Here is a 21,074-nt window from a genome sequence, read left to right on the forward strand (position 1 = left end):
CAACTAAAATAGTAGATTGTTTTTAAAAGTTGTTAATGATGAGTGAGTTAGGAAGTTTCGTGATTATGAGGTTTGTGAATGCCTAAATGCAGCACCTGGTTAAAACCGCTTTTCTTGTTGTTAGTTGCCCTTTGGGCACCATTAAGTCAGGCAGACACGGGTTGGCAACCTATCCAGGAAACTATCCGCAAAAGTGAGAAAGACAACCGTCAATATCAGGCTATACGTCTTGATAATGGTATGACAGTGCTGCTGGTTTCTGATCCGCAAGCTGTTAAGTCATTGTCTGCGTTGGTTGTTCCTGTTGGATCTTTAGAAGATCCTAACGACCATCTTGGCTTGGCTCACTATCTTGAACATATGACGCTGATGGGCTCTAAAAAATATCCGGAGCCGGATAGCCTGTCAGAGTTTCTCAAAAAGCATGGTGGCAGCCATAACGCCAGTACTGCAACTTACCGCACTGCGTTTTATCTCGAAGTTGAAAACGACGCGCTGGAAGGGGCAGTTGACCGTTTGTCTGATGCTATCGCTGAACCCAATCTCGCCCCAGAATATGCTGAACGTGAACGTAATGCGGTTAATGCTGAGCTGACCTTAGCTCGCGCCCGTGACGGTATGCGTATGGCGCAAGTTAGTGCTGAAACTATCAACCCTGCACATCCGGGTTCACGTTTTTCCGGCGGTAACCTTGAAACTCTGCGCGACAAACCAGGCAGCAAGCTGCTGGATGCTCTGGTCGCTTTCCGTGATAAATATTATTCTGCCAACCTGATGAAGGCCGTTATTTACAGTAATAAACCATTGCCGGAACTGGCAAAAATTGCTGTGGAAACCTATGGCCGGGTGCCGAACAAAAACATTGAACGGCCAGTTATTGATGTGCCGGTTGTCACGGATGCGCAAAAAGGAATCGTAATTCATTACGTCCCCGCATTGCCTCGCAAAGTGGTGCGCGTTGAGTTCCGTATCGACAATAATAGCGATAAATTCCGCAGCAAAACTGATGAATTAATTGGCTATTTGATTGGCAACCGTAGCAACAATACGCTTTCTGACTGGCTGCAAAAGCAGGGGCTGGCGGATAGCATCCGTGCCGATTCCGACCCGTTAGTTAACGGCAATAGTGGCGTGTTCGCAATCTCCGTATCGTTGACTGATAAAGGTCTCGCGCAGCGTGATGAAGTGGTTGCGGCTATTTTCAGTTACTTAAATAAATTGCGTGAGAATGGCGTCGATAAAAGTTATTTCGACGAACTTGCCCATGTTCTCGATCTCGACTTCCGTTATCCATCAATAACCCGTGATATGGATTACGTTGAATGGTTAGCGGACACCATGCTTCGCGTGCCGGTCGAACATACACTTGATGCTGTCAATATCGCCGATCAATTCGATCCAGCGGCTATTAAATCTCGCCTGGAGATGATGACGCCACAAAATGCACGTGTCTGGTATATCAGCCCGAAAGAGCCACATAACAAAACCGCTTATTTTGTAGAAGCGCCTTATCAGGTCGATAAAATCACAACACAAGTCTTCGATACCTGGCAGAAAAAAGCGGCAGCAATCAAACTGACATTACCGCAATTGAACCCGTACATCCCGGATGACTTTACGTTAGTTAAACCAGATAAAACCTATGCTCACCCTGAGTTGCTGGTAAAAGAACCAGGCCTGCGTGTGTTGTATATGCCAAGCCACTATTTTGCCAGTGAACCAAAAGCTGATGTAACTATGGTGCTGCGTAACCCGCAGGCGATGGATAGCGCGAAAAATCAGGTCTTGTTTGCCCTGAATGACTATCTGGCTGGAATCGCTCTGGACGAGTTAAGCAACCAGGCTTCCATTGGCGGTATTGGCTTCTCTACAAATGCCAATAGCGGTTTGATGGTGAATGCCAATGGTTACACCCAACGTTTGCCGCAGCTTTTTGAAGCACTGCTAAAAGGCTATTTCTCCTACACACCGACTCAAGAGCAGTTGGATCAGGCAAAGTCATGGTATGCCCAAATGATGGATTCGGCAGACAAAGGCAAAGCTTACGATCAGGCGATTATGCCGGTGCAGATGGTGTCGCAGGTGCCATATTTCCAGCGTGAAACGCGCCGCGCGCTGCTGCCTGCTCTGACGATAAAAGACGTGCTTGATTACCGGGAAGTTTTAAAAACTAATGCTAAACCTGAGTTTTTAGTACTGGGCAATATGTCTCCTGGTCAGGCAAAAGAGCTTGCGCATAACGTACAAAGCCAGCTGACTACCAAAGGTAATGAGTGGTGCCGCAATAAAGACGTGCTTGTTGATAGCAAACATTTAGCGATGTTTGAAAAAACAGGAGGCAGCACGGATTCAGCGCTGGCCGCAGTTTATGTCCCGAAAGGTTTCGATGAAACGGTAAGTACTGCTTACAGTTCTATGCTGGGGCAAATCATTCAGCCTTGGTTCTACAACCAGTTGCGTACCCAGGAACAGTTGGGTTATGCCGTGTTTGCGTTCCCGATGTCAGTTGGGCGCCAGTGGGGGATTGGTTTCTTGCTGCAAAGTAACGATAAGCAACCAGCCTACTTGTACCAGCGGTTTAAAGCGTTTTACCCAACGGCTGAAAAGAAGTTGCGTGAGATGAGCGCTGAAGATTTTGCTCAAATGCAGCAGGGGATGATCAGTGAGATAATGCAGGCACCGCAGACCTTGTCTCAGGAGGCTTCACAACTGAGCAAAGATTTCGATCGCGGAAACCTGGATTTTGATTCGCGTGATAAAGTAGTCGCCGAAATTAAAAAACTGACGCCGCAAAAACTGGCTGATTTCTTCCATCAGGCAGTGATTGAACCACAGGGAATAGCTGTACTGTCGCAAGTTTCTGGTAGCCACAATGGCAAGTCAGATTATGCCACTCCGAAAGGCTGGAAAACCTGGAAGGAGGTCAGCTCTCTGCAGCAATCATTGCCGCTTGTAGACGCTAAGTAATGGCGGCCACGGCACCTGCAACTTGAAAGACAATGGGTATAATAATGACCGGAATCGCTCAGCCGCTTGACCCTCTTAGTTTACCTCTGACGGGGGAGCGGCTGATTGAAGCCTCTGCCGGTACCGGAAAGACATTTACCATTGCGGCACTCTATTTGCGTTTGCTGCTTGGCCTGGGTGGGCAAAATGCCCATCCCCGGCCACTCTCCGTTGAAGAATTATTGGTCGTTACCTTTACTCAGGCTGCGACCGAAGAGCTCCGCGGCCGTATTCGCGCCAATATTCATGAGTTGCGTATCGCCTGTGTACGCAATCGCACTGACAATCCATTGTTCCAAAACCTGCTGGCTGAAATTCCAGATCTTCATCAGGCTGCCCAAGTTTTACGCCTTGCAGAACAGCAAATGGACGAAGCGGCCATTTTCACTATCCATGGTTTTTGCCAGCGAATGCTTAGCCTGAATGCATTCGAATCAGGCATGCTGTTTGAGCAACAACTCATTGAAGATGAGTCACGGCTGCGCCGTAATGCCTGTGCTGATTTCTGGCGTCGCCATTGTTACCCGCTTCCTAAACCGGTCGCGCAGGTTATGGCAGAGGAGTGGGCTGGCCCGGAAGAACTTCTCAGAGACATAAACAGCTGGTTGCAAGGTGAACAGCCGGTACTTAAACAGCCGCCAGCTGATGATGAAACGCTACTCGCACGGCATCAGAAAATAATTAACGCTATTGAAGATGTGAAAGCACAATGGTGTGCCTGCGCGGATGAAATTGCGCAACTCCTGAGTGTGGCGAAGATAGACCGCCGCAGTTACAGCAGCAAAAACTTACCTAACTGGCTGAACATTGTTGGCGCATGGGCGCAGACAGAAACCACTACCTATAAATTGCCTGACCAACTTGAGCGTTTCTCTCAGTCGATGCTCGACGAGAAAACCAAAGAAGGCCAACCGCCGCAGCATCCTGTTTTCAGAGCGATTAACGATTTATTGGGTGAGCCATTAACACTGCGTGATTTAGTTATCGCTCGTGCTATGGCTGAAATCCGCTATACCGTTCAGCAGGAAAAGCTTCGCCGTGGCGAACTCGGGTTTGACGATATGCTGACGCGTCTTGATGAAGCTCTGCATAAGCCGGGTGGTGATGCCCTTGCAGCCGCCATTCGTGGCCGTTTCCCTGCTGCGATGATAGATGAATTCCAGGATACCGACCCTCAGCAATACCGCATTTTCAGGCGCTTATATATCAATCAGCCCGATACGGCGCTGTTGCTTATCGGTGACCCAAAACAAGCCATTTACGCTTTCCGTGGGGCAGATATCTTTACCTACATGAAAGCTCGTCATGAGGTAAGTGCCCACTACACGTTGGATACTAACTGGCGCTCATCACCTGCAATGATAAGCAGCGTAAATACGCTGTTCCAACAACTGGATAATCCCTTCTTATTCGAGCAAATTCCGTTCATGGCAGTGAAAGCCGCGGCGAAGAACAGCGGCCTGCGTTTTACCATGAAAGGGAAGAACCAGCCGGCGATGTCGCTCTGGGCGCAGTCGGGTGACGGTTGCGGTGTGAGTGATTACCAACAAATCATGGCCATGCAGTGTGCGCAGCAGATTCGTGACTGGCTGAGTGCCGGGCAGCGCGGTGAGGCTCTATTGTGGAAAGGTGAGGCATCTCGCCCGGTACAGTCATCAGACATCACTATTTTGGTTCGTAGTCGCGGTGAAGCTTCAATTGTTCGCGAGGCTTTGAGCGCGCTAAATATCCCCTCTGTTTACCTTTCAAATCGTGACTCGGTTTTTGCAACGCCTGAAGCGCGAGAGATTTTGTGGATTCTGCAGGCTGTCCTGGCTCCTGAAATTGAAACAGCACTGAGAAGTGCTGTTGCGACTAGTATGCTTGGCCTTGATGCCCAAATGATTGAGGCGCTGAATAACGATGAAAATGCCTGGGATCAGTTGGTTGAAGAGTTTTCAGAATATCGACAAATTTGGTTACGCCGGGGCGTAATGCCGATGTTGCGAGCGCTTATTGCGCATCGCCAGATTGCTGAAAATTTGTTAGCAACGCCGGGAGGTGAAAGGCGTCTTACCGACATTTTACACATCAGCGAATTGCTACAAGAAGAAGCGGCGCAAACTGACAGTGAACATGCTCTGGTTCGATGGTTGGCACAACAGGTCGCTGAACCTGACAGCAACGCGTTTAGCCAACAACTACGCCTCGAAAGCGACAGGCATTTGGTTCAGGTTGTCACTATCCATAAATCAAAAGGGCTTGAGTATCCGTTGGTCTGGTTGCCATTCATCGCCAACTATCGGGCGCAAAACAGTGGTCTGTACCACGACCGTTCAACATTCTCACCGCTGCTGGATTTAAGCGACGATGAGGAGAGTCTTAGCCTTGCGGAAGAAGAGCGACTGGCGGAGGATTTACGCTTGCTGTATGTCGCTTTGACGCGATCTATCTGGCATTGCAGTCTTGGTGTCGCCCCATTGTTTAAGGGGAATCGTGCCAAAAAAGGGACCAGCGATCTACATCTTGGGGCGCTGGGGTATCTTCTGCAAAAAGGTGAAGCGAAAGATGCGGCCAGTTTACAGGCATGTTTGCAGGAACTGGTCAGTGAGTCGATTAGCGTCGAAGAACCTCACTCGGAAGACTACACCCCGTGGCAGCCTGTCAGTGCCGCACTCCCGGAACTGAGTGCCAGAGTGATGAAAAGGCAGGTTGCTGATAACTGGCGTGTAACCAGTTACTCCGGTTTGCAGCAACATGGCAGTAGCCAGATGCTGGATCTATTACCCAGATTAGATGTGGATGCTGCAGGTGTAGCGCCAGTGCAAAGTGAGCCATCACTAACTCCACACACCTTCCCGCGTGGGGCCGGGCCGGGCACATTTTTGCATAGCTTATTTGAAGGCATTGATTTTACTCAGCCGATTGACGATGTGTGGGTTGCAAAGCAACTCACAGAGCAAGGTTTTGCTGAAGAGTGGCAGCCGATTGTCACTGAATGGCTGCAGACAATTTTACAGGCATCGTTAAATGATTCGGGCGTCTCGCTTAACCAATTATCTCCTCAGGAAAAACAGGTCGAACTAGAGTTTTATCTACCCATTGAAAGTGATTTGCAGGCTGCACATTTGGACAGATTGGTACGTGGACATGACTCGTTATCAGCAGGTTGCCCACCGTTAAACTTCAAACAGGTGCGTGGCATGCTGAAAGGGTTTATCGACCTGGTTTTCCGCTGGCAAGGGCGTTACTACCTGCTGGATTACAAATCCAACTGGCTGGGTGAAGACAGCAGTGCCTATACCCAGGAAGCGATGGCGGGTGCGATGCAATCCCATCGTTACGACCTGCAATATCAGTTATATACATTGGCACTGCACCGCTATTTGCGCCACCGTATGCCTGACTACGATTACCAAAGGCATTTTGGTGGTGTTATTTATCTATTTTTGCGCGGGGTTGAAAGCAATGGCTCGTCACAGGGAATATTTACCACACGCCCTTCTGTGCAATTAATTGAGCAGATGGACGCATTGTTTGCCGGGCAAACGGACGAGGTTACGCCATGAAAATGTCTGCGTTGCTACAGCAGGCGGTCGAGCAAAAATTGTTGCGCGCATTGGATGCGCAATTCGCCATGATGATTGCCAGTGACGAGCAGCCCGCAGTCATGCTGGCAGCGGCACTTGTCAGTCACGATGCAGGTGAAGGTCATGTGTGTATCCCGCTTTCGCGCTTAAAGCCAGAGTTCTGTTTTGCCGGGCGGCAACCTGATTTTGCTGAGCAACTTTTCGCTCTGGTTGGTACCAAAGCCAACTGGCGCGAGCTGCTACTGACATCTGATGCGGTAAGTGAGCATGAAGGGGCGACACCGCTGAAATTAATTGGCGAGCGCTTGTACCTCAACCGGATGTGGCAAAACGAACAGTCTGTCGCGCGATTTTTTGGTGAAGAGAACTGCGCAATCCCACTTGATGAAACGCAGATTATCCGTGTACTAAATCAACTCTTTGAGCCAACAGCTGATAACGACTGGCAAAAGGTTGCCGCCGCCGTGGCACTGACACGACGCATTTCAGTTATTTCTGGTGGGCCAGGAACTGGGAAAACCACTACGGTGGCCAAATTGCTCGCAGCACTGGTTCAGTTGTCTGACGCAAAACCTTTGCGTATCCAGCTGGCGGCTCCAACGGGTAAAGCCGCTGCACGTTTAACCGAATCCTTAGGTTCCGCTCTACGGCGTTTGCCGTTGGATGATGCGCAAAAAGCCTCGTTGCCAAGCGATGCTTGTACCTTGCACCGCTTATTGGGGGCACAACCTAACAGCCAACGTCTGCGCTATCACGCAGGAAACCCATTGCATCTTGATGTGCTGGTGGTGGATGAAGCCTCGATGGTGGATTTGCCAATGATGGCAAAGCTGATTCATGCGTTGCCAGCACATGCGCGGATCATTTTCTTAGGCGACCGCGATCAACTGGCATCGGTGGAAGCGGGGGCGGTGCTCGGGGATATTTGCCATTATGTTACACACGGATATTCTCCTGTTCGTGCGGCCGAATTAAGTCGACTGACGGGTTACTCACTGGCGACAGGTGAAGGAATCGAAGCTAGCGTGCTGCGAGACGGGCTTTGTCTGCTGCAAAAAAGCTACCGTTTTGATAGCAAATCAGGGATTGGGCAGTTGGCCTATGCTGTTAATGCAAGCGATGTGAAACAGGCTAAAGCGGTGTTTGCTAAAGGTTTTGGCGATATCGCAAAGCAGCCACTGCGCGAAACTGAAGACTACGCGTTGATGATTGCTGATGCAGTGGATGGGTATCGGCCGTATCTGGAATTAATACGTAATCACGCAGAGCCTACAGCTATTATTGACGCTTTTGGGCGTTATCAGCTGTTATGTGCATTGCGTGATGGCCCGTTTGGCGTCAGTGGCCTGAATAACAGAATAGAACTTGCGCTGATTCAAAAAAGGCTCATTGAGCGACCAAATCAGGCTGCTTCAAGATGGTACAACGGCAGGCCAATTATGATTTCGCGTAACGACAGTTCGTTAGGCTTATTCAATGGTGATATTGGTATCGCGTTAGATAGAGGCGAGGGGCTACGCGTCTGGTTCCCGATGCCGGATGGCACAATAAAATCAGTGCAGCCGAGCCGTTTACCGGGACATGACACCGCCTATGCTATGACGGTGCACAAATCCCAGGGTTCGGAATTTGAGCACGCAGCCCTTGTTCTGCCAAATCAGTATACCGCTGTGGTTACACGTGAACTGGTCTATACCGCGATTACTCGTGCTCGAAGTAGGTTATCTTTGTATGCCGATGATCGGGTGCTGGAAAAGGCCATTGTGACAAAGACGGAAAGACGCAGCGGATTGATGGAGAGTTTTAGCTAGCCCTGGAAAGGGCTAGCTTGTTGGTTATGCTAAATCCGCCATCAGCACTTTCGAACGGCGTTGATAGTTGTACATCTCTTTTTTACTTTCTGGCAGCAGCTCAACATCGACCGGCATAAAACCACGTTCCTGGAACCAGTGAATACTACGGGTTGTCAGCACGAACAACTTGCTTAGACCCATTTGCCGGGCTTGTGTGGCAATGCGTTGTAGCAACACTTCACCGCGTGACGAGCTACGATAGTCCGGGTGAACTGCTACGCAGGCCATTTCGCCAATTCCTTCCTCCAGGAATGGATAGAGTGCTGCACAGGCGATAGTCAGATTGTCACGCTGGATAATAGTGAATTTGTCGATCTCCATTTCCAGTTGCTCACGCGAACGACGCACCAGAATCCCTTGCTGTTCCAGGGGGCGAATCAACTCCAGAATACCGCCGATATCGTTAATGGTGGCGCGACGAATTTGCTCCGCACTCTCCATAACAATTTGTGTACCGATCCCGTCGCGTGAGAATAACTCCTGCAATAACGCACCATCTTCCTGATAACTAATTAAATGGCTACGACGCACACCGCTACGGCAGGCTTTCAAAGCACCCCGTAAGAAACGCACGGTGCCAGAGTGGTAATCACCGGCTTCTTCCAGTTCTTCAATACGTTTTTGCGCATCGTTCGGGAACAGTTCGGAAACGATATTGCCGTTGTCGTCAATAACGCCCTGAGAAGAGCAGAAGCCAATCATTTTTTCGGCTTTCAGTTTCACGGCCAGCTGGGTAGCAATCTCTTCAGATGTGAGGTTGAAGCTTTCACCTGTTACAGAAACCGCCACTGGTCCCATCAAAACAATCGCACCGTTATCAAGCTGACGGTGAATGGCCTCTTCGTCGATACGACGTACGCGCCCGCTGTGGCAATAATCCACGCCATCATCCACACCCAATGGTTGCGCAATAATAAAGTTACCGCTGACCACGTTGATATGTGCGCCCTGCAAAGGCGTGTTGCCAAGACTCATGGACAAACGCGCGGTAATATCCAGCTGCAATAAACCGGCCGCTTGCTTAACAAGCTCCAGCGTTTTTGCATCGGTGACACGCGTGTGTTTGTGGTAGATAGGCTCATGATTATGCGAAGCTAAATTGGCATCAATCTGTGGGCGGGCGCCATACACCACCACCAGACGAATCCCCAGGCTGTGCAGCAGCCCAATATCATTAACGATACTCGAAAAGTTCTCGTGTTCGATGGCTTCGCCGCCAAGCATAATGACAAACGTTTTTCCCCGATGGGCATTTATATAGGGAACAGAATGGCGGAATCCCTGTACCAGTTCGGTTCTACGTTCCTTCACCACGGCCAGACCTCATTGCATGATTATTCGTAATTTATGTATTTTTATTCTTTTATTGCCTTCGGTGCAAGCGGCAATTTCCACAAAGCGGATATTTCTGCATTCATCCTGCCAGGTGCTTGATTGCGAATGTTTACCCTTTAATGAGTGACAGCCCGTGCCTGTTTCGTTAAAGTTTTCGGCTCAAAAATAAAACTGAATATTTGATTCCCGGAAATACACCGCTCAGGAGAGCTATGTCTGATTCCAGTCCATTAATAACTCGGCGCCGGTTGCTCCAGGGAGCAGGCGCTATGTGGCTGCTAAGTGTTAGCCAGGTTGGCTTTGCTGCCTCAAGCCTGGTTGTGGCGGTGCGTGTCTGGCCTGCTTCGTCTTACACTCGTGTCACGCTGGAATCGAACAAGGAGCTTAAGTATAAGCAGTTCGCTCTTAGTAACCCCGATCGAGTCGTTGTCGACATTGAAGGTGTGAATTTAAATTCAGTATTGAAAGGAATCGGTGGCCAGATTCGTGCTGACGATCCCTTCATCAAATCTGCGCGTGTCGGGCAGTTTGACCCGCATACCGTACGCATGGTTTTTGAACTCAAACAGAACGTCACACCACATCTGTTTGGACTTGCCCCGGTGGCTGAATTTAAAGAGCGCCTGGTGATGGATTTGTATCCGGCGAATATGAATAGCGAGCAAGATCCGCTGTTGGCATTGCTGGAAGATTACAACAACGGCAAGCTGGATAAAGACAAGCCGCCGTCACCAGAACAAGGGCCACAGCCGGGTAAAGCCGGGCGTGACCGGCCGATTGTTATCATGCTAGATCCTGGCCACGGCGGGGAAGATCCCGGTGCGATTGGGCCGAACAAAACGCGCGAAAAAGATATTGTGCTGCAGATTGCTCGCCGCCTGAAAGCGCTGATTGATAAAGAAGCGAATATGAAAGCCTACATGACCCGCAATGAGGATGTGTTTATCCCGTTAAAAGTCAGGGTAGCGAAGGCACAGAAGCAGCGTGCCGATCTGTTTGTTTCTATTCATGCCGATGCGTTTACCACGGGGGCTGCTCGCGGATCCTCCGTTTTTGCGCTTTCCACCAAAGGCGCGACCAGTACCGCCGCAAAATTCCTCGCACAAACGCAGAATGCCGCCGACTTAATCGGTGGCGTCAGTAAGAGTGGGGATCGTTATCTCGACCATACGATGTTCGATATGGTGCAGTCGTTGACTATCAACGATAGCCTTAAGTTCGGCAAAGAAGTGCTGGCCCGGTTAGGGAAAGTGAACAAACTGCATAAGAACAGCGTCGATCAGGCTGGGTTTGCAGTGCTGAAAGCCCCGGATATTCCATCCATTCTGGTGGAGACTGCGTTTCTGAGTAACGTTGAGGAAGAGCGAAAGTTGCGCACCGCGACATTCCAGCAGGAAGTGGCCGAGTCTATTCTGGCAGGCATAAAGGCTTATTTTGCGGATAGTGCGCGATTAGCGCGGCTCGGCTAATCCCCGTTATACTTCGAACCGCAGCTGTGTTGGCTGCGCTCGGATTATTTAGGGGATAGTAGAACTGTGTGAGCGAATTTCAGATACAAAAAAAGCACTCCTGAGAGTGCTTTTAATATTGGTTGCGGGGGCCAGATTTGAACTGACGACCTTCGGGTTATGAGCCCGACGAGCTACCAGGCTGCTCCACCCCGCGTCCGTAAACTTCTTTAGTACCCAAATGACTTTCATCATTGCGCGAAACTCAGCGACTTAGTTGGTTGCGGGGGCCAGATTTGAACTGACGACCTTCGGGTTATGAGCCCGACGAGCTACCAGGCTGCTCCACCCCGCGTCCGTATAACTATTTACTGCTAATGGCTTTCACCACCGCGCTAAACTCAGCGACTTTGTAGTTGGTTGCGGGGGCCAGATTTGAACTGACGACCTTCGGGTTATGAGCCCGACGAGCTACCAGGCTGCTCCACCCCGCGTCCGTATAACTACTTACTGCTAATGGTTTTCACCACCGCGCTAAACTCAGCGACTTTTTAATTGGTTGCGGGGGCCAGATTTGAACTGACGACCTTCGGGTTATGAGCCCGACGAGCTACCAGGCTGCTCCACCCCGCGTCCGTGGAAGCGCACTATACTCTGCCCGGCTTTTGATGCAACCTTTTTTTTAATAAATGCCCGATTTGTCACATGTAGCTGATAATAATTTACTTTAAGTACAGATAGTGAACACATCTGGTCTGCGTGGGGTCCAACACGTTTAATTCTTGCGGCGTGTTTGCTATCTTCCCGTGGCTGCATCTTGAAGTAACCCGGGCCAGGCGCGAAATATAATCAGGGCGAGGAAGTAATGATAGGACGTTGGACGAAGTACATTGTAACTGGGGTGATGGTTGCCATTCTGGCGGGCTGTTCCTCAAAACCGACAGATAAAGGCCAGCAATATAAAGACGGGAAGTTTTCTCAGCCTTTTTCACTCGTAAACCGCCCCGATGCGGTGGGTGCACCAATTAACGGTGGCGACTTTGCTGAACAAGTTAACCAGATCCGTTCTGCGTCTCCTCGTCTCTATAATAGCAAGAGCGATGTTTACGGTGCCGTGCAGCAGTGGTTACGTGCCGGTGGTGACACCAGCAAGCTGAGCCAGTACGGTATCGATGCCTGGCAGATGGAAGGTGCGGACAACTACGGTAACGTGCAATTCACGGGTTATTACACGCCAGTGGTGCAAGCGCGTTATACCCGCCAGGGCGAGTTCCAGTATCCTATCTACCGTATGCCACCAAAGCGTGGGCGCTTACCGTCCCGCGCTGAGATCTACAGTGGTGCACTGAGTGACAGCTACATTATTGCTTACAGCAACTCCTTAATGGATAACTTCATTATGGATGTGCAGGGCAGCGGCTATATCGATTTCGGTGACGGCCAGCCATTAACCTTCTTTGGCTATTCAGGTAAGAACGGCCATGCCTACCGCAGTATCGGTAAGGTGCTTATCGACCGTGGTGAAGTAAAGAAAGAAGATATGTCGATGCAGGCGATTCGCCACTGGGGAGAAACTCACAGCCCGGCGCAAGTGCAGGAGCTGCTTGAGCAAAACCCATCATTCGTCTTCTTTAAACCAGCAAGCTTCGCGCCAGTGAAAGGGGCGAGTGCTGTGCCGTTAATTGGTCGCGCATCAGTTGCATCTGACCGTTCTATTATTCCTGCGGGCACCACTATTCTGGCTGAAGTCCCGTTACTGGATAATAACGGCAAATTCAGCGGGCAATATGAACTGCGTGTCATGGTTGCGCTGGATGTTGGCGGTGCGATTAAAGGGCAGCACTTTGATATCTACCAGGGGATTGGGGCTGATGCCGGTCACCGTGCGGGTTGGTACAACCATTATGGCCGTGTTTGGGTGTTGAAAAACGCGCCAGGGGCCAGTGGCACGGTATTTAATGGTTAATATTTCCGAGGGTAACGTAATGTCTGTTGTTTTAACCGATGCCTGGCTGCAACGCTTTGGCGGCACAGCTCGTTTATATGGTCGCGATGCTCTGCAACTATTTGCTGATGCACATGTTTGTGTGATTGGCATTGGCGGCGTGGGCTCATGGGCTGCAGAAGCACTGGCTCGTACCGGTATCGGTGCAATTACGCTTATCGACATGGACGATGTTTGTGTGACGAACACTAACCGTCAGATTCACGCTTTGCGAGCTACGGTAGGGCAGTCCAAGGCAGAAGTGATGGCTGCTCGTATCCGAGAAATTAACCCGGAATGCCGTGTGACAGTGGTGGATGACTTTATTACTGCCGAAAATACCGAGCAATTGCTCAGCCAGGGCTTTAGCTATGTGATTGATGCTATTGATAGTGTGCGCCCAAAAGCCGCTTTGATAGCTTATTGTCGTCGTTACAAGATCCCGTTGGTGACTACTGGTGGGGCTGGTGGGCAAATCGATCCAACGCAGATCCAGGTAACAGATCTTGCGAAAACGATTCAGGATCCATTGGCGGCAAAACTGCGTGAAAGATTAAAAAGTGCTTTTGGCGTGGTGAAGAACAGCAAAGGAAAGCTTGGAATTGATTGCGTGTTTTCCACCGAAGCGCTGGTTTACCCGCAGGCTGATGGTTCCGTCTGCGCTATGAAAAGTACCGCTGATGGGCCGAAACGCATGGATTGTGCATCCGGTTTTGGTGCGGCAACCATGGTCACCGCCAGCTTTGGTTTCGTGGCGGTGTCCCATGTATTAAAGAAAATGATGGCAAAAGCGGCGCGTAATCAGGCCTGAGCCACAACGCGCACGGCTTGCGCTAATGACGCAAGCCCGCTGCTGCGTGAAGCACTTAACTGGTTGCGCAGGCCAAGATCATCAAACAGAGCAAGCGGATCTTCATTCAGCAATTGTTCAGCCGTTTTCCCTTCAATGGCGGTGAGTAACACCGCCAGCAAACCTCGAACAATTCGCCCTTCGCTGTCCCCATAGAAATGCAGAGTGCCATTTGCCTGAAGGTTGTGACCCAACCAGACGCGGTTTTCGCAGCCAGCGATCTCGATATTTTCGCACTTTAAATCAGCCGGGAGTGCTGGAAGCTGTTTCCCTAGCAGGATTAGCTGGCGGTATTTATCTTCCCACTGCTGCAATGGAGCAAATGTGGCTCGTAGGTTGTCAGCTGTGATTGAGGTGCCAAAAGGGTGACCTGCCAGGAATCCACTTGTCATTTAATCCACCAAAATTTCCAGGGCATTGTCGATGGCTTTGACCAGCGCATCCACATCGCTTTGCGTATTATATGGCGCAAAAGAGGCGCGCAGAGTTCCGCTTACCCCTAATGCGGCGAGCAGCGGCTGTGCACAGTGTTGACCGGCACGCAGCGAAATACCAGATTCTGCCAGCAGCGTGACCATATCGTTGTGGTGAACGCCCGCGAAATCGAACGCCAGCAAGCTTGAATCCTGGCAGCGGAAACTGCGAAAACCTGGGCGCGTAGCCAGCTGCGCTTCAGCGAGTGTTGCAAGCCCACGGCTATATGCTTCAGCCTCCTGCAAATCAACGCTTTCCAGCCACTCAAGAGCGGCGCTCAGGCCAATCACACCCGCGACGTTTGGCGTACCTGCTTCAAAGCGATACGGCACGGGTTGCGTTTTAAACCCTTCAAACGAGACGTGCGTAATCATCTTGCCGCCGCCAAGCCATGGCGACATTTCTTCTAACAGCTCGTTTTTACCGTATAGCGCACCGATGCCGGTTGGGCCATAAAGCTTATGGGCGGAGAAGGCATAAAAATCGATATCTAACGCTTGTACGTCAGGTGGGCAGTGCACCACCCCTTGCGCGCCATCAACCATTACAACCGCGCCTGCGGCATGAGCCGCAGTTATGGCTTTAACCAGATCCGGGCAGCCGCCCGTCACATTCGACATCTGGCCTAATGCCAGAATTTTAGTCCGCTCGTTAAGCAATTCTGGCAGTTTGCTTAAATCAGCGAGGTAATCTTTGCCCAGCGGCAGCTTAATGACCTTCGCGCCAGTTTGCTCAGCGACCATTAACCACGGCACAAAGTTAGCGTGGTGTTCGGCTTCGCTAACAATAATTTCGTCACCTGGTTGCAGGCGAGGGCGTGCATAACACTGCGCTACCAGGTTGATTGCTTCGGTAGTGCCACGAGTCCAGACGATATCTTTGCCGGAAGGCGCGGTGAGTAGAGTCGCTACGCTGTCGCGAGCCGCTTCATAGCGTTCTGTAAGACGCTGTGCTGCCGCGAACTGGCTGCGGTGAACATTACCGGCGCTAAGGCTATAAAACTGTTCGGTCGCTTCAATAACGGCGAGAGGTTTAAGTGTGGTTGCGGCGCTATCGAGATAGACCCCCGCATCTGCCAGTGCCGGAAACTGGCTGCGAAACTGGGCAGGATTAAAAGTTTTCATGATTTTCCTCGTATCCAATCCGTAGATCGTGGCGCATTTGCTGTAATCACACAAGGGATCAATGCCTTCGGAATAATCTGCATAAACTGGCAAGCTCGTGAAAGAGGGTTATGCTAATTAATGTTAGGTGAGTATTTCACCTACTTTATTTTTTAGAGTTAATCAGCATTAAACGCTACTAAGGAGAAGAATATGAACAAGGCAGCCGCAGCAGTATTTGTAGGTGTTATGGCTTTTGGTCTTTCAGGATGTTCTAGCCCGAATTACGTAATGCACACAAACGATGGCCGTACCATTGTGTCCGATGGCAAACCGAAAACTGATGATGAAACCGGGATGATTTCGTATAAAGATGCCAACGGTAACAAGCAGCAGATTAATCGTACTGATGTGAAAGAGATGGTTGAACTGGATCAGTAATCTTTTTACTCAAACTTTTGCTCAAATTACAGGCAAAAAAAAGCACCGCAATTTGCGGTGCTACATTAATCACTATGGACAGACAGGGTAAATGTACAGGAAGTGAAAAAGGGGTAGCTTAGCTACCGGGGTCTGGAATGCCAGACCAATTGCAAACACAACAACACAACATCACAACCGTAAGCCAAAAGCCCTCCGAAACACGCATTTCAGATAACTTTTCGTTCCGGCTCAGGAAGTGACGCCACTATAGGTATTTGCTGGTGCATCCTCAACGGACAATTTATAATGGCTCAGATAAAAAAAACTAATAGGTTAACTAAGTTCACCTGTTTGTTAATAGACTTTAACATTTAAGCCAATCAACTATGTCCAAGCGTTTGCCACCTTTAAATGCCTTACGTGTATTTGACGCCGCTGCTCGTCACCTGAGTTTTACTAAAGCGGCCGATGAATTATTCGTGACACAGGCCGCCGTGAGCCACCAGATTAAGTCTCTGGAGGATTTTCTGGGCCTTAAGCTGTTCCGCCGTCGTAACCGCTCTTTGTTGCTGACAGAAGAGGGGCAGAGTTACTATCTGGACATCAAAGAGATATTTTCGCAACTGACAGAAGCAACGCGTAAGCTTCAGGCGCGTAGCGCTAAAGGTGCGTTAACGGTCAGTTTACTGCCAAGTTTTGCCATTCACTGGCTTGTGCCACGCCTAACTAGCTTTAATACAGCTTATCCGGGAATCGACGTACGAATTCAGGCTGTTGACCGTCAGGAAGATAAACTTTCTGATGATGTCGACGTCGCGATTTTTTACGGGCGTGGAAACTGGCCGGGTTTGAGAGTGGAAAAGCTTTATGCAGAATACTTGCTGCCGGTCTGCTCGCCTTTGCTGTTAACGGGCGATAAACCAATCAAAACTCCTGAAGATTTAGCCCATCATACTTTGCTGCATGATGCTTCTCGTCGTGACTGGCAGACCTATACTCGGCAATTAGGCGTAAGCCATATTAATGTGCAGCAAGGCCCCATTTTCAGCCACAGTGCAATGGTGCTCCAGGCTGCTATTCACGGGCAAGGTATTGCGCTGGCGAATAATGTTATGGCGCAATCAGAGCTTGAAGCGGGGCGTTTAGTTTGCCCATTCAATGATGTTCTGGTGAGTAAAAACGCGTTTTATCTTGTTTGTCATGACAGCCAGGCAGAACTGGGTAAAATAGCGGCCTTCAGGCAGTGGATTCTGGCGAAAACAGCGAGCGAACAAGAAAAATTCCGTTTTCGCTACGATCAATAAGCAAACCATCGCGTAGCCATGCCGCTACGCCTTACTTTAGGGTTACACCATGACCAGCCGTTTCATGCTGATTTTTACCGCAATTAGCGGTTTTGTCTTTGTTGCTCTCGGAGCCTTCGGGGCTCACGTTTTGAGCAAAACGCTTGGTGTTGTGGAGATGGGTTGGATTCAAACCGGCCTTGAATATCAGGCTTTTCACACATTAGCGATTTTTGGTCTGGCGGTTGCTATGCAGCGTCGGATCAGCATCTGGTTTTACTGGAGCAGCGTATTTATGGCGCTCGGTACAGTTCTATTTAGCGGCAGCCTTTATTGTCTGGCGCTGTCTCATTTACGCCTTTGGGCGTTTGTTACCCCCGTCGGTGGAATCAGTTTTCTGGCCGGTTGGATATTGATGTTGATTGGTGCAATGCGCCTGAAACGTAGGGGCGTAAGCCATGAATAAAGTTATTTTGTATTGCCGACAAGGCTTTGAGAAAGAGTGTGCGGCAGAAATTACCGATAAAGCCAGTCAACGCGACATTTTTGGTTTTGCGCGTGTTAAAGAAAACAGCGGTTATGTTATTTACGAATGTTATCAGCAAGATGATGCCGATAAGCTAGCCCGTGAGCTGCCGTTTAAAGATTTGATCTTTGCTCGCCAGATGATTGTTGCCGGTGAACTGCTTAAAGATCTTCCAACCGAAGATCGTATTACGCCAATCACAGGAATGCTGACCGGTGTCGTAGAAAAAGGTGGCGATCTGCGCGTTGAAGTTGCCGACACCAATGAAAGCAAAGAACTGATGAAGTTCTGCCGCAAGTTGACGGTGCCGTTACGTGCAAGCCTGCGTGAAGCGGGGATTCTCACCAATTACGAAACGCCAAAACGCCCGGTTGTGCATGTGTTCTTTATCGCGCCAGGCTGTTGTTATACCGGCTATTCCTATAGCAACAATAACTCGCCTTTCTATATGGGCATCCAACGTCTGAAATTGCCTTCTGAGGCACCAAGCCGTTCAACCTTGAAACTGGAAGAAGCTTTCCATACTTTCATTCCGGCTGATGAATGGGATGAGCGTCTGGCAAACGGGATGCATGCCGTTGACTTGGGGGCCTGTCCAGGCGGTTGGACTTACCAGTTAACGCAGCGCAACATGTGGGTTTGTTCAGTCGACAACGGCCCAATGGCACAAAGCCTGATGGACACAGGGCAGGTGACCTGGTTGCAGGAAGATGGTTTCAAATATAAGCCAAGCCGCAACAACATCTCCTGGATGGTTTGTGACATGGTTGAGAAACCGGCGAAAGTGGCGAATCTGATGGCTACATGGTTAATTAATGGCTGGTGCCGTGAAACCATTTTCAACCTCAAGCTGCCAATGAAGAAACGTTATGAAGAAGTGTCGCAAAACCTGGCATTGATTCATGAAAAACTGGCAGAACATGGTATCAGCGCTGAGATCCAGGCTCGCCAGTTGTACCACGACCGTGAAGAAGTGACCGTGCATGTGCGCCGTATGTGGGCGGCTGTCGGTGGTCGTCGCGACGAAAGATAATTAACTTACCCTCATCCCAACCTTCTCCTCATGGAGAGGGCTAGGGTGAAGGTGTTCCACCCGGCAAGCGTAACTGCTGCAAATTCCCATCAAGCACCAAATCCGTCTGTAGCTGTGCAACCTGGCGGCTAATAAACGCTATTTCCCGATGCTGCTCTAATTTCTTGCGCCATTTCTCAGGTACTTCATCCAGCCTTTCGTACAGCCCTTCCAGTGTGGAAAATTGATTGATTAACTGCGTGGCACTTTTCGGTCCAATGCCCGGAACGCCGGAAATTTTGCTGCTGCTTATCCCTGCAAGTCCCCAAAAATCAGCCAGCTGTTCAGGTTGAACGCCATATTCCTGTGCAATAAAAGGCGCATCTAACCAACGCTTTTGAAAATAATCACGGATTTGAATAGTGGGAGCTAACAGTTGGCAAAAGCCTTTATCGGTCGAAACGATGGTGGCGCGATGCCCACCGGCTGCTACTTTTACTGCAAGAGTTGCTGCCAGGTCATCTGCTTCATTTCCATGGGAATGCCAACAAGCTACACCTCTTTTAGCGAAGGCTTCACGCAAGAGTGGCATTTCCTGGTGCAAGGTATCTGGCATTGGCGCGCGCCCCGCTTTATAGTCAGGCAAGACCTGATGTCGCCAACCTTCACGGCGGTCTTCGTCGTCAAATACGGCGACAGCATGCGTAGGCTGACTGTGTGTTATCAGCGCATCAAGGGCATGCAGACAAGTTTCAACGCAGGGTGATCCCTGGACCGCATGAATACGACGTATCAGGTTCAGGGAGTCAACGATAAGTAAATGAATCATCATGGATATTTCGCTTTCGACATTTGCTTTGTACACACTAACATTTCTGTAGAGTGACCGCGAATTCGGGAAGCGCAATCAGGAAAGCGGCTCGCAATAAAAGTCGTATTTAGTGATCTGAAAATGCATTGCTAACTAGTTAGGTTGCTATGTATATTTTAAATAAATAGAAAAACCAGAGACAACAACATGAGTAATAGTTCACAACTCGCACATCGTATTCAGGCTCTACAACCGTCAGCAATCAGAGAATTATTGAAGCACAGCAAAATGCCTGGCGTGATTTCGCTCGCCGGAGGCATTCCTTCCAGCGAATTGTTTGATACCGAAGGGCTGGGTGTCGCGACTCAAAAAGTGGTCGCTGAGAATTTTAACGATGCTTTCCAATATGGTTTGACTGAAGGCAATGTTGAATTACGTCATCAGCTAGTTGGATTGTGCCAGGAACGCGGCATTACCACTACTCCTGATCAACTTCTGATCACTTCTGGTTCGCAGCAAGCATTGGATTTGCTGATGCGTGCGCTGGTGAATCCGGGAGATGTGTTTGTTGTTGAGCGCCCAACTTACCTGGCGACGCTGCAAATCCTCAGCCTCAATGAAGCCAATGTGAAATCAGTGGGCAGCGACGAGCACGGTATGATCGTCGATGAGCTGGAAGAGTTGCTGAAGACAACACGCATTAAAGGTGTCTACATCGTTCCGACATTTGGTAACCCAAGCGGCACAACACTCAGTGCCAGCCGCCGTGAAAAACTGGTCAAACTGGCAGAAGAGCACCATTTTGTCATTGTTGAAGATGATCCGTACGGGGCGATTAGTTTCTCAGACACACGTGAAAAAACCTTGCTGCAAGTGGCTACTGAACGTGGCAGCAGAGAAAACGTGGTGTATACCTCAACATTTTCTAAAATTCTGGCGCCAGGGTTGCGCGTAGGTTGGATTGTTTTGCCAGAATGGATGAAGCAAAAAGTGGCCATCATTAAACAAACCACAGATTTGCACGCTAACTCATTTACACAATCACTGGTGTCGGCGTATCTGACACTTGATCGCCTGAATCCGCAAATCGAACTTATTCGTGAAGCGTATAAGAAGAAGTGCCTGAGCTTGTCGGCGTTTTTACAACAGGAACTCGGCGAGCACATCACCTTCAATCAGCCGCAGGGCGGGATGTTCTTGTGGGCCGCTTTCCGCTACGAATTTGACACTACTCGTTGGTTACAGCAGACCCTGGAAAAAGGTGTCGTGTATGTACCTGGTGAGTTCTTCTTTAGCGATAACGCCGACAAGAAAACTCTGCGTTTCTCTTACGCAACTGCCACTGAAGATCAGCTTTATGATGCAGTTCAGCGACTTAAATCTGCGCTGTAAGATGA

General features: G+C 49.7%; 15 protein-coding genes and 4 tRNA genes. 11 read left to right on the forward strand and 8 right to left on the reverse strand.

The window, feature by feature from the left end:
• Positions 1-78 precede the first annotated feature (78 nt).
• From ptrA to recD, 3 genes are read left to right on the forward strand one after another with little or no spacing between them, the layout of a single operon-like run.
• Entirely contained in the window at positions 79-2,967 is a 2,889-nt protein-coding gene (gene ptrA / locus LVQ77_RS18625) for a pitrilysin (protein ID WP_232905203.1), read from the forward strand.
• 44 nt (positions 2,968-3,011) lie between these two features.
• Positions 3,012-6,554 (forward strand): exodeoxyribonuclease V subunit beta, encoded by a 3,543-nt coding sequence (gene recB / locus LVQ77_RS18630; protein WP_232905204.1) that lies wholly within the window; start codon positions 3,012-3,014, stop codon positions 6,552-6,554.
• Positions 6,551-8,386 (forward strand): exodeoxyribonuclease V subunit alpha, encoded by a 1,836-nt coding sequence (gene recD / locus LVQ77_RS18635; RefSeq protein WP_232905205.1) that lies wholly within the window; start codon positions 6,551-6,553, stop codon positions 8,384-8,386. Before recB ends, recD begins: the two co-directional genes overlap by 4 nt.
• Before the next feature lie 24 nt (positions 8,387-8,410).
• Here recD and argA read toward each other — a convergent pair whose 3' ends face one another.
• Positions 8,411-9,742 (reverse strand): amino-acid N-acetyltransferase, encoded by a 1,332-nt coding sequence (argA, locus tag LVQ77_RS18640; RefSeq protein ID WP_064513409.1) that lies wholly within the window; start codon positions 9,740-9,742, stop codon positions 8,411-8,413.
• A 233-nt stretch (positions 9,743-9,975) separates the two neighbouring features.
• Between argA and amiC the strand changes: the two genes are divergently transcribed.
• A complete protein-coding gene (gene amiC, locus LVQ77_RS18645) occupies positions 9,976-11,232 on the forward strand; it encodes an N-acetylmuramoyl-L-alanine amidase AmiC (RefSeq protein ID WP_151993263.1) in 1,257 nt (418 codons plus the stop codon).
• A gap of 119 nt (positions 11,233-11,351) precedes the next feature.
• Here the strand turns inward: amiC and LVQ77_RS18650 are convergent.
• From LVQ77_RS18650 to LVQ77_RS18665, 4 genes are all read right to left on the reverse strand, one after another.
• Positions 11,352-11,428 (reverse strand) — tRNA-Met (locus LVQ77_RS18650).
• Positions 11,429-11,489: 61 nt separating this feature from the next.
• Positions 11,490-11,566, reverse strand: a tRNA-Met gene (locus tag LVQ77_RS18655).
• Between the two features lie 62 nt (positions 11,567-11,628).
• Positions 11,629-11,705, reverse strand: a tRNA-Met gene (locus tag LVQ77_RS18660).
• Between the two features lie 62 nt (positions 11,706-11,767).
• Positions 11,768-11,844 (reverse strand) — tRNA-Met (locus tag LVQ77_RS18665).
• A gap of 232 nt (positions 11,845-12,076) precedes the next feature.
• On the opposite strand from LVQ77_RS18665, the gene mltA reads away from it, so the two are divergent.
• Together mltA and tcdA are read left to right on the forward strand one after the other, a co-directional pair.
• Positions 12,077-13,177, forward strand: coding sequence for a murein transglycosylase A (mltA, locus tag LVQ77_RS18670; protein ID WP_232865748.1), 1,101 nt, complete (start codon positions 12,077-12,079; stop codon positions 13,175-13,177).
• 19 nt (positions 13,178-13,196) lie between these two features.
• A complete protein-coding gene (gene tcdA / locus LVQ77_RS18675) occupies positions 13,197-14,006 on the forward strand; it encodes a tRNA cyclic N6-threonylcarbamoyladenosine(37) synthase TcdA (RefSeq protein ID WP_232905206.1) in 810 nt (269 codons plus the stop codon).
• On the opposite strand, the gene csdE is transcribed toward tcdA, so the two are convergent.
• Both csdE and csdA read right to left on the reverse strand, forming a co-directional pair.
• Positions 13,997-14,437 carry a cysteine desulfurase sulfur acceptor subunit CsdE gene (gene csdE / locus LVQ77_RS18680; protein ID WP_151993266.1) on the reverse strand — a complete coding sequence of 147 codons (441 nt, stop codon included), beginning with the start codon at positions 14,435-14,437 and terminating at the stop codon, positions 13,997-13,999. The genes tcdA and csdE overlap by 10 nt on opposite strands.
• Positions 14,438-15,643 carry a cysteine desulfurase CsdA gene (csdA, locus tag LVQ77_RS18685; RefSeq protein ID WP_232905207.1) on the reverse strand — a complete coding sequence of 402 codons (1,206 nt, stop codon included), beginning with the start codon at positions 15,641-15,643 and terminating at the stop codon, positions 14,438-14,440. It lies immediately after the preceding gene.
• Between the two features lie 192 nt (positions 15,644-15,835).
• Here csdA and LVQ77_RS18690 point away from each other — a divergent pair, with 192 nt between their 5' ends.
• The 4 genes from LVQ77_RS18690 to rlmM all read left to right on the forward strand — a co-directional run bounded on the left by LVQ77_RS18690 (position 15,836) and on the right by rlmM (position 18,887).
• On the forward strand, positions 15,836-16,063 hold the full coding sequence (locus LVQ77_RS18690; protein ID WP_034457528.1) for a YgdI/YgdR family lipoprotein: 228 nt from the start codon (positions 15,836-15,838) through the stop codon (positions 16,061-16,063).
• Between the two features lie 368 nt (positions 16,064-16,431).
• Positions 16,432-17,349, forward strand: a complete 918-nt coding sequence (gcvA, locus tag LVQ77_RS18695) for a glycine cleavage system transcriptional regulator GcvA (protein WP_034457527.1) — start codon at positions 16,432-16,434, stop codon at positions 17,347-17,349.
• Between the two features lie 49 nt (positions 17,350-17,398).
• Positions 17,399-17,794, forward strand: coding sequence for a DUF423 domain-containing protein (locus LVQ77_RS18700; RefSeq protein ID WP_034457526.1), 396 nt, complete (start codon positions 17,399-17,401; stop codon positions 17,792-17,794).
• On the forward strand, positions 17,787-18,887 hold the full coding sequence (gene rlmM / locus LVQ77_RS18705) for a 23S rRNA (cytidine(2498)-2'-O)-methyltransferase RlmM (protein WP_151993269.1): 1,101 nt from the start codon (positions 17,787-17,789) through the stop codon (positions 18,885-18,887). The genes LVQ77_RS18700 and rlmM overlap by 8 nt, the downstream gene beginning before the upstream one ends.
• 40 nt (positions 18,888-18,927) lie before the next feature.
• Here the strand turns inward: rlmM and xni are convergent, their stop codons facing one another.
• Complete coding sequence (gene xni / locus LVQ77_RS18710; RefSeq protein ID WP_232905257.1) at positions 18,928-19,698, reverse strand: flap endonuclease Xni; 771 nt, start codon at positions 19,696-19,698, stop codon at positions 18,928-18,930.
• Between the two features lie 186 nt (positions 19,699-19,884).
• Between xni and LVQ77_RS18715 the strand changes: the two genes are divergently transcribed.
• Complete coding sequence (locus LVQ77_RS18715) at positions 19,885-21,069, forward strand: aminotransferase-like domain-containing protein (RefSeq protein WP_232905208.1); 1,185 nt, start codon at positions 19,885-19,887, stop codon at positions 21,067-21,069.
• The last annotated feature ends 5 nt before the right edge of the window (positions 21,070-21,074 follow it).

Origin of the sequence: Buttiauxella cochleicola, assembly GCF_021282435.1 — a bacterium.
Lineage (GTDB): Bacteria > Pseudomonadota > Gammaproteobacteria > Enterobacterales > Enterobacteriaceae > Buttiauxella > Buttiauxella massiliensis.

Coding starts and splice junctions, on each gene's coding strand:
- ptrA (WP_232905203.1), top strand. CDS start 79: ATGCCTAAATGCAGCACCTGGTTAAAACCGCTTTTCTTGTTGTTAGTT.
- csdE (WP_151993266.1), bottom strand. CDS start 14,437: ATGACAAGTGGATTCCTGGCAGGTCACCCTTTTGGCACCTCAATCACA.
- csdA (WP_232905207.1), bottom strand. CDS start 15,643: ATGAAAACTTTTAATCCTGCCCAGTTTCGCAGCCAGTTTCCGGCACTG.
- tcdA (WP_232905206.1), top strand. CDS start 13,197: ATGTCTGTTGTTTTAACCGATGCCTGGCTGCAACGCTTTGGCGGCACA.
- rlmM (WP_151993269.1), top strand. CDS start 17,787: ATGAATAAAGTTATTTTGTATTGCCGACAAGGCTTTGAGAAAGAGTGT.
- mltA (WP_232865748.1), top strand. CDS start 12,077: ATGATAGGACGTTGGACGAAGTACATTGTAACTGGGGTGATGGTTGCC.
- LVQ77_RS18715 (WP_232905208.1), top strand. CDS start 19,885: ATGAGTAATAGTTCACAACTCGCACATCGTATTCAGGCTCTACAACCG.
- amiC (WP_151993263.1), top strand. CDS start 9,976: ATGTCTGATTCCAGTCCATTAATAACTCGGCGCCGGTTGCTCCAGGGA.
- gcvA (WP_034457527.1), top strand. CDS start 16,432: ATGTCCAAGCGTTTGCCACCTTTAAATGCCTTACGTGTATTTGACGCC.
- LVQ77_RS18690 (WP_034457528.1), top strand. CDS start 15,836: ATGAACAAGGCAGCCGCAGCAGTATTTGTAGGTGTTATGGCTTTTGGT.
- LVQ77_RS18700 (WP_034457526.1), top strand. CDS start 17,399: ATGACCAGCCGTTTCATGCTGATTTTTACCGCAATTAGCGGTTTTGTC.
- recB (WP_232905204.1), top strand. CDS start 3,012: ATGACCGGAATCGCTCAGCCGCTTGACCCTCTTAGTTTACCTCTGACG.
- xni (WP_232905257.1), bottom strand. CDS start 19,698: ATGATGATTCATTTACTTATCGTTGACTCCCTGAACCTGATACGTCGT.
- recD (WP_232905205.1), top strand. CDS start 6,551: ATGAAAATGTCTGCGTTGCTACAGCAGGCGGTCGAGCAAAAATTGTTG.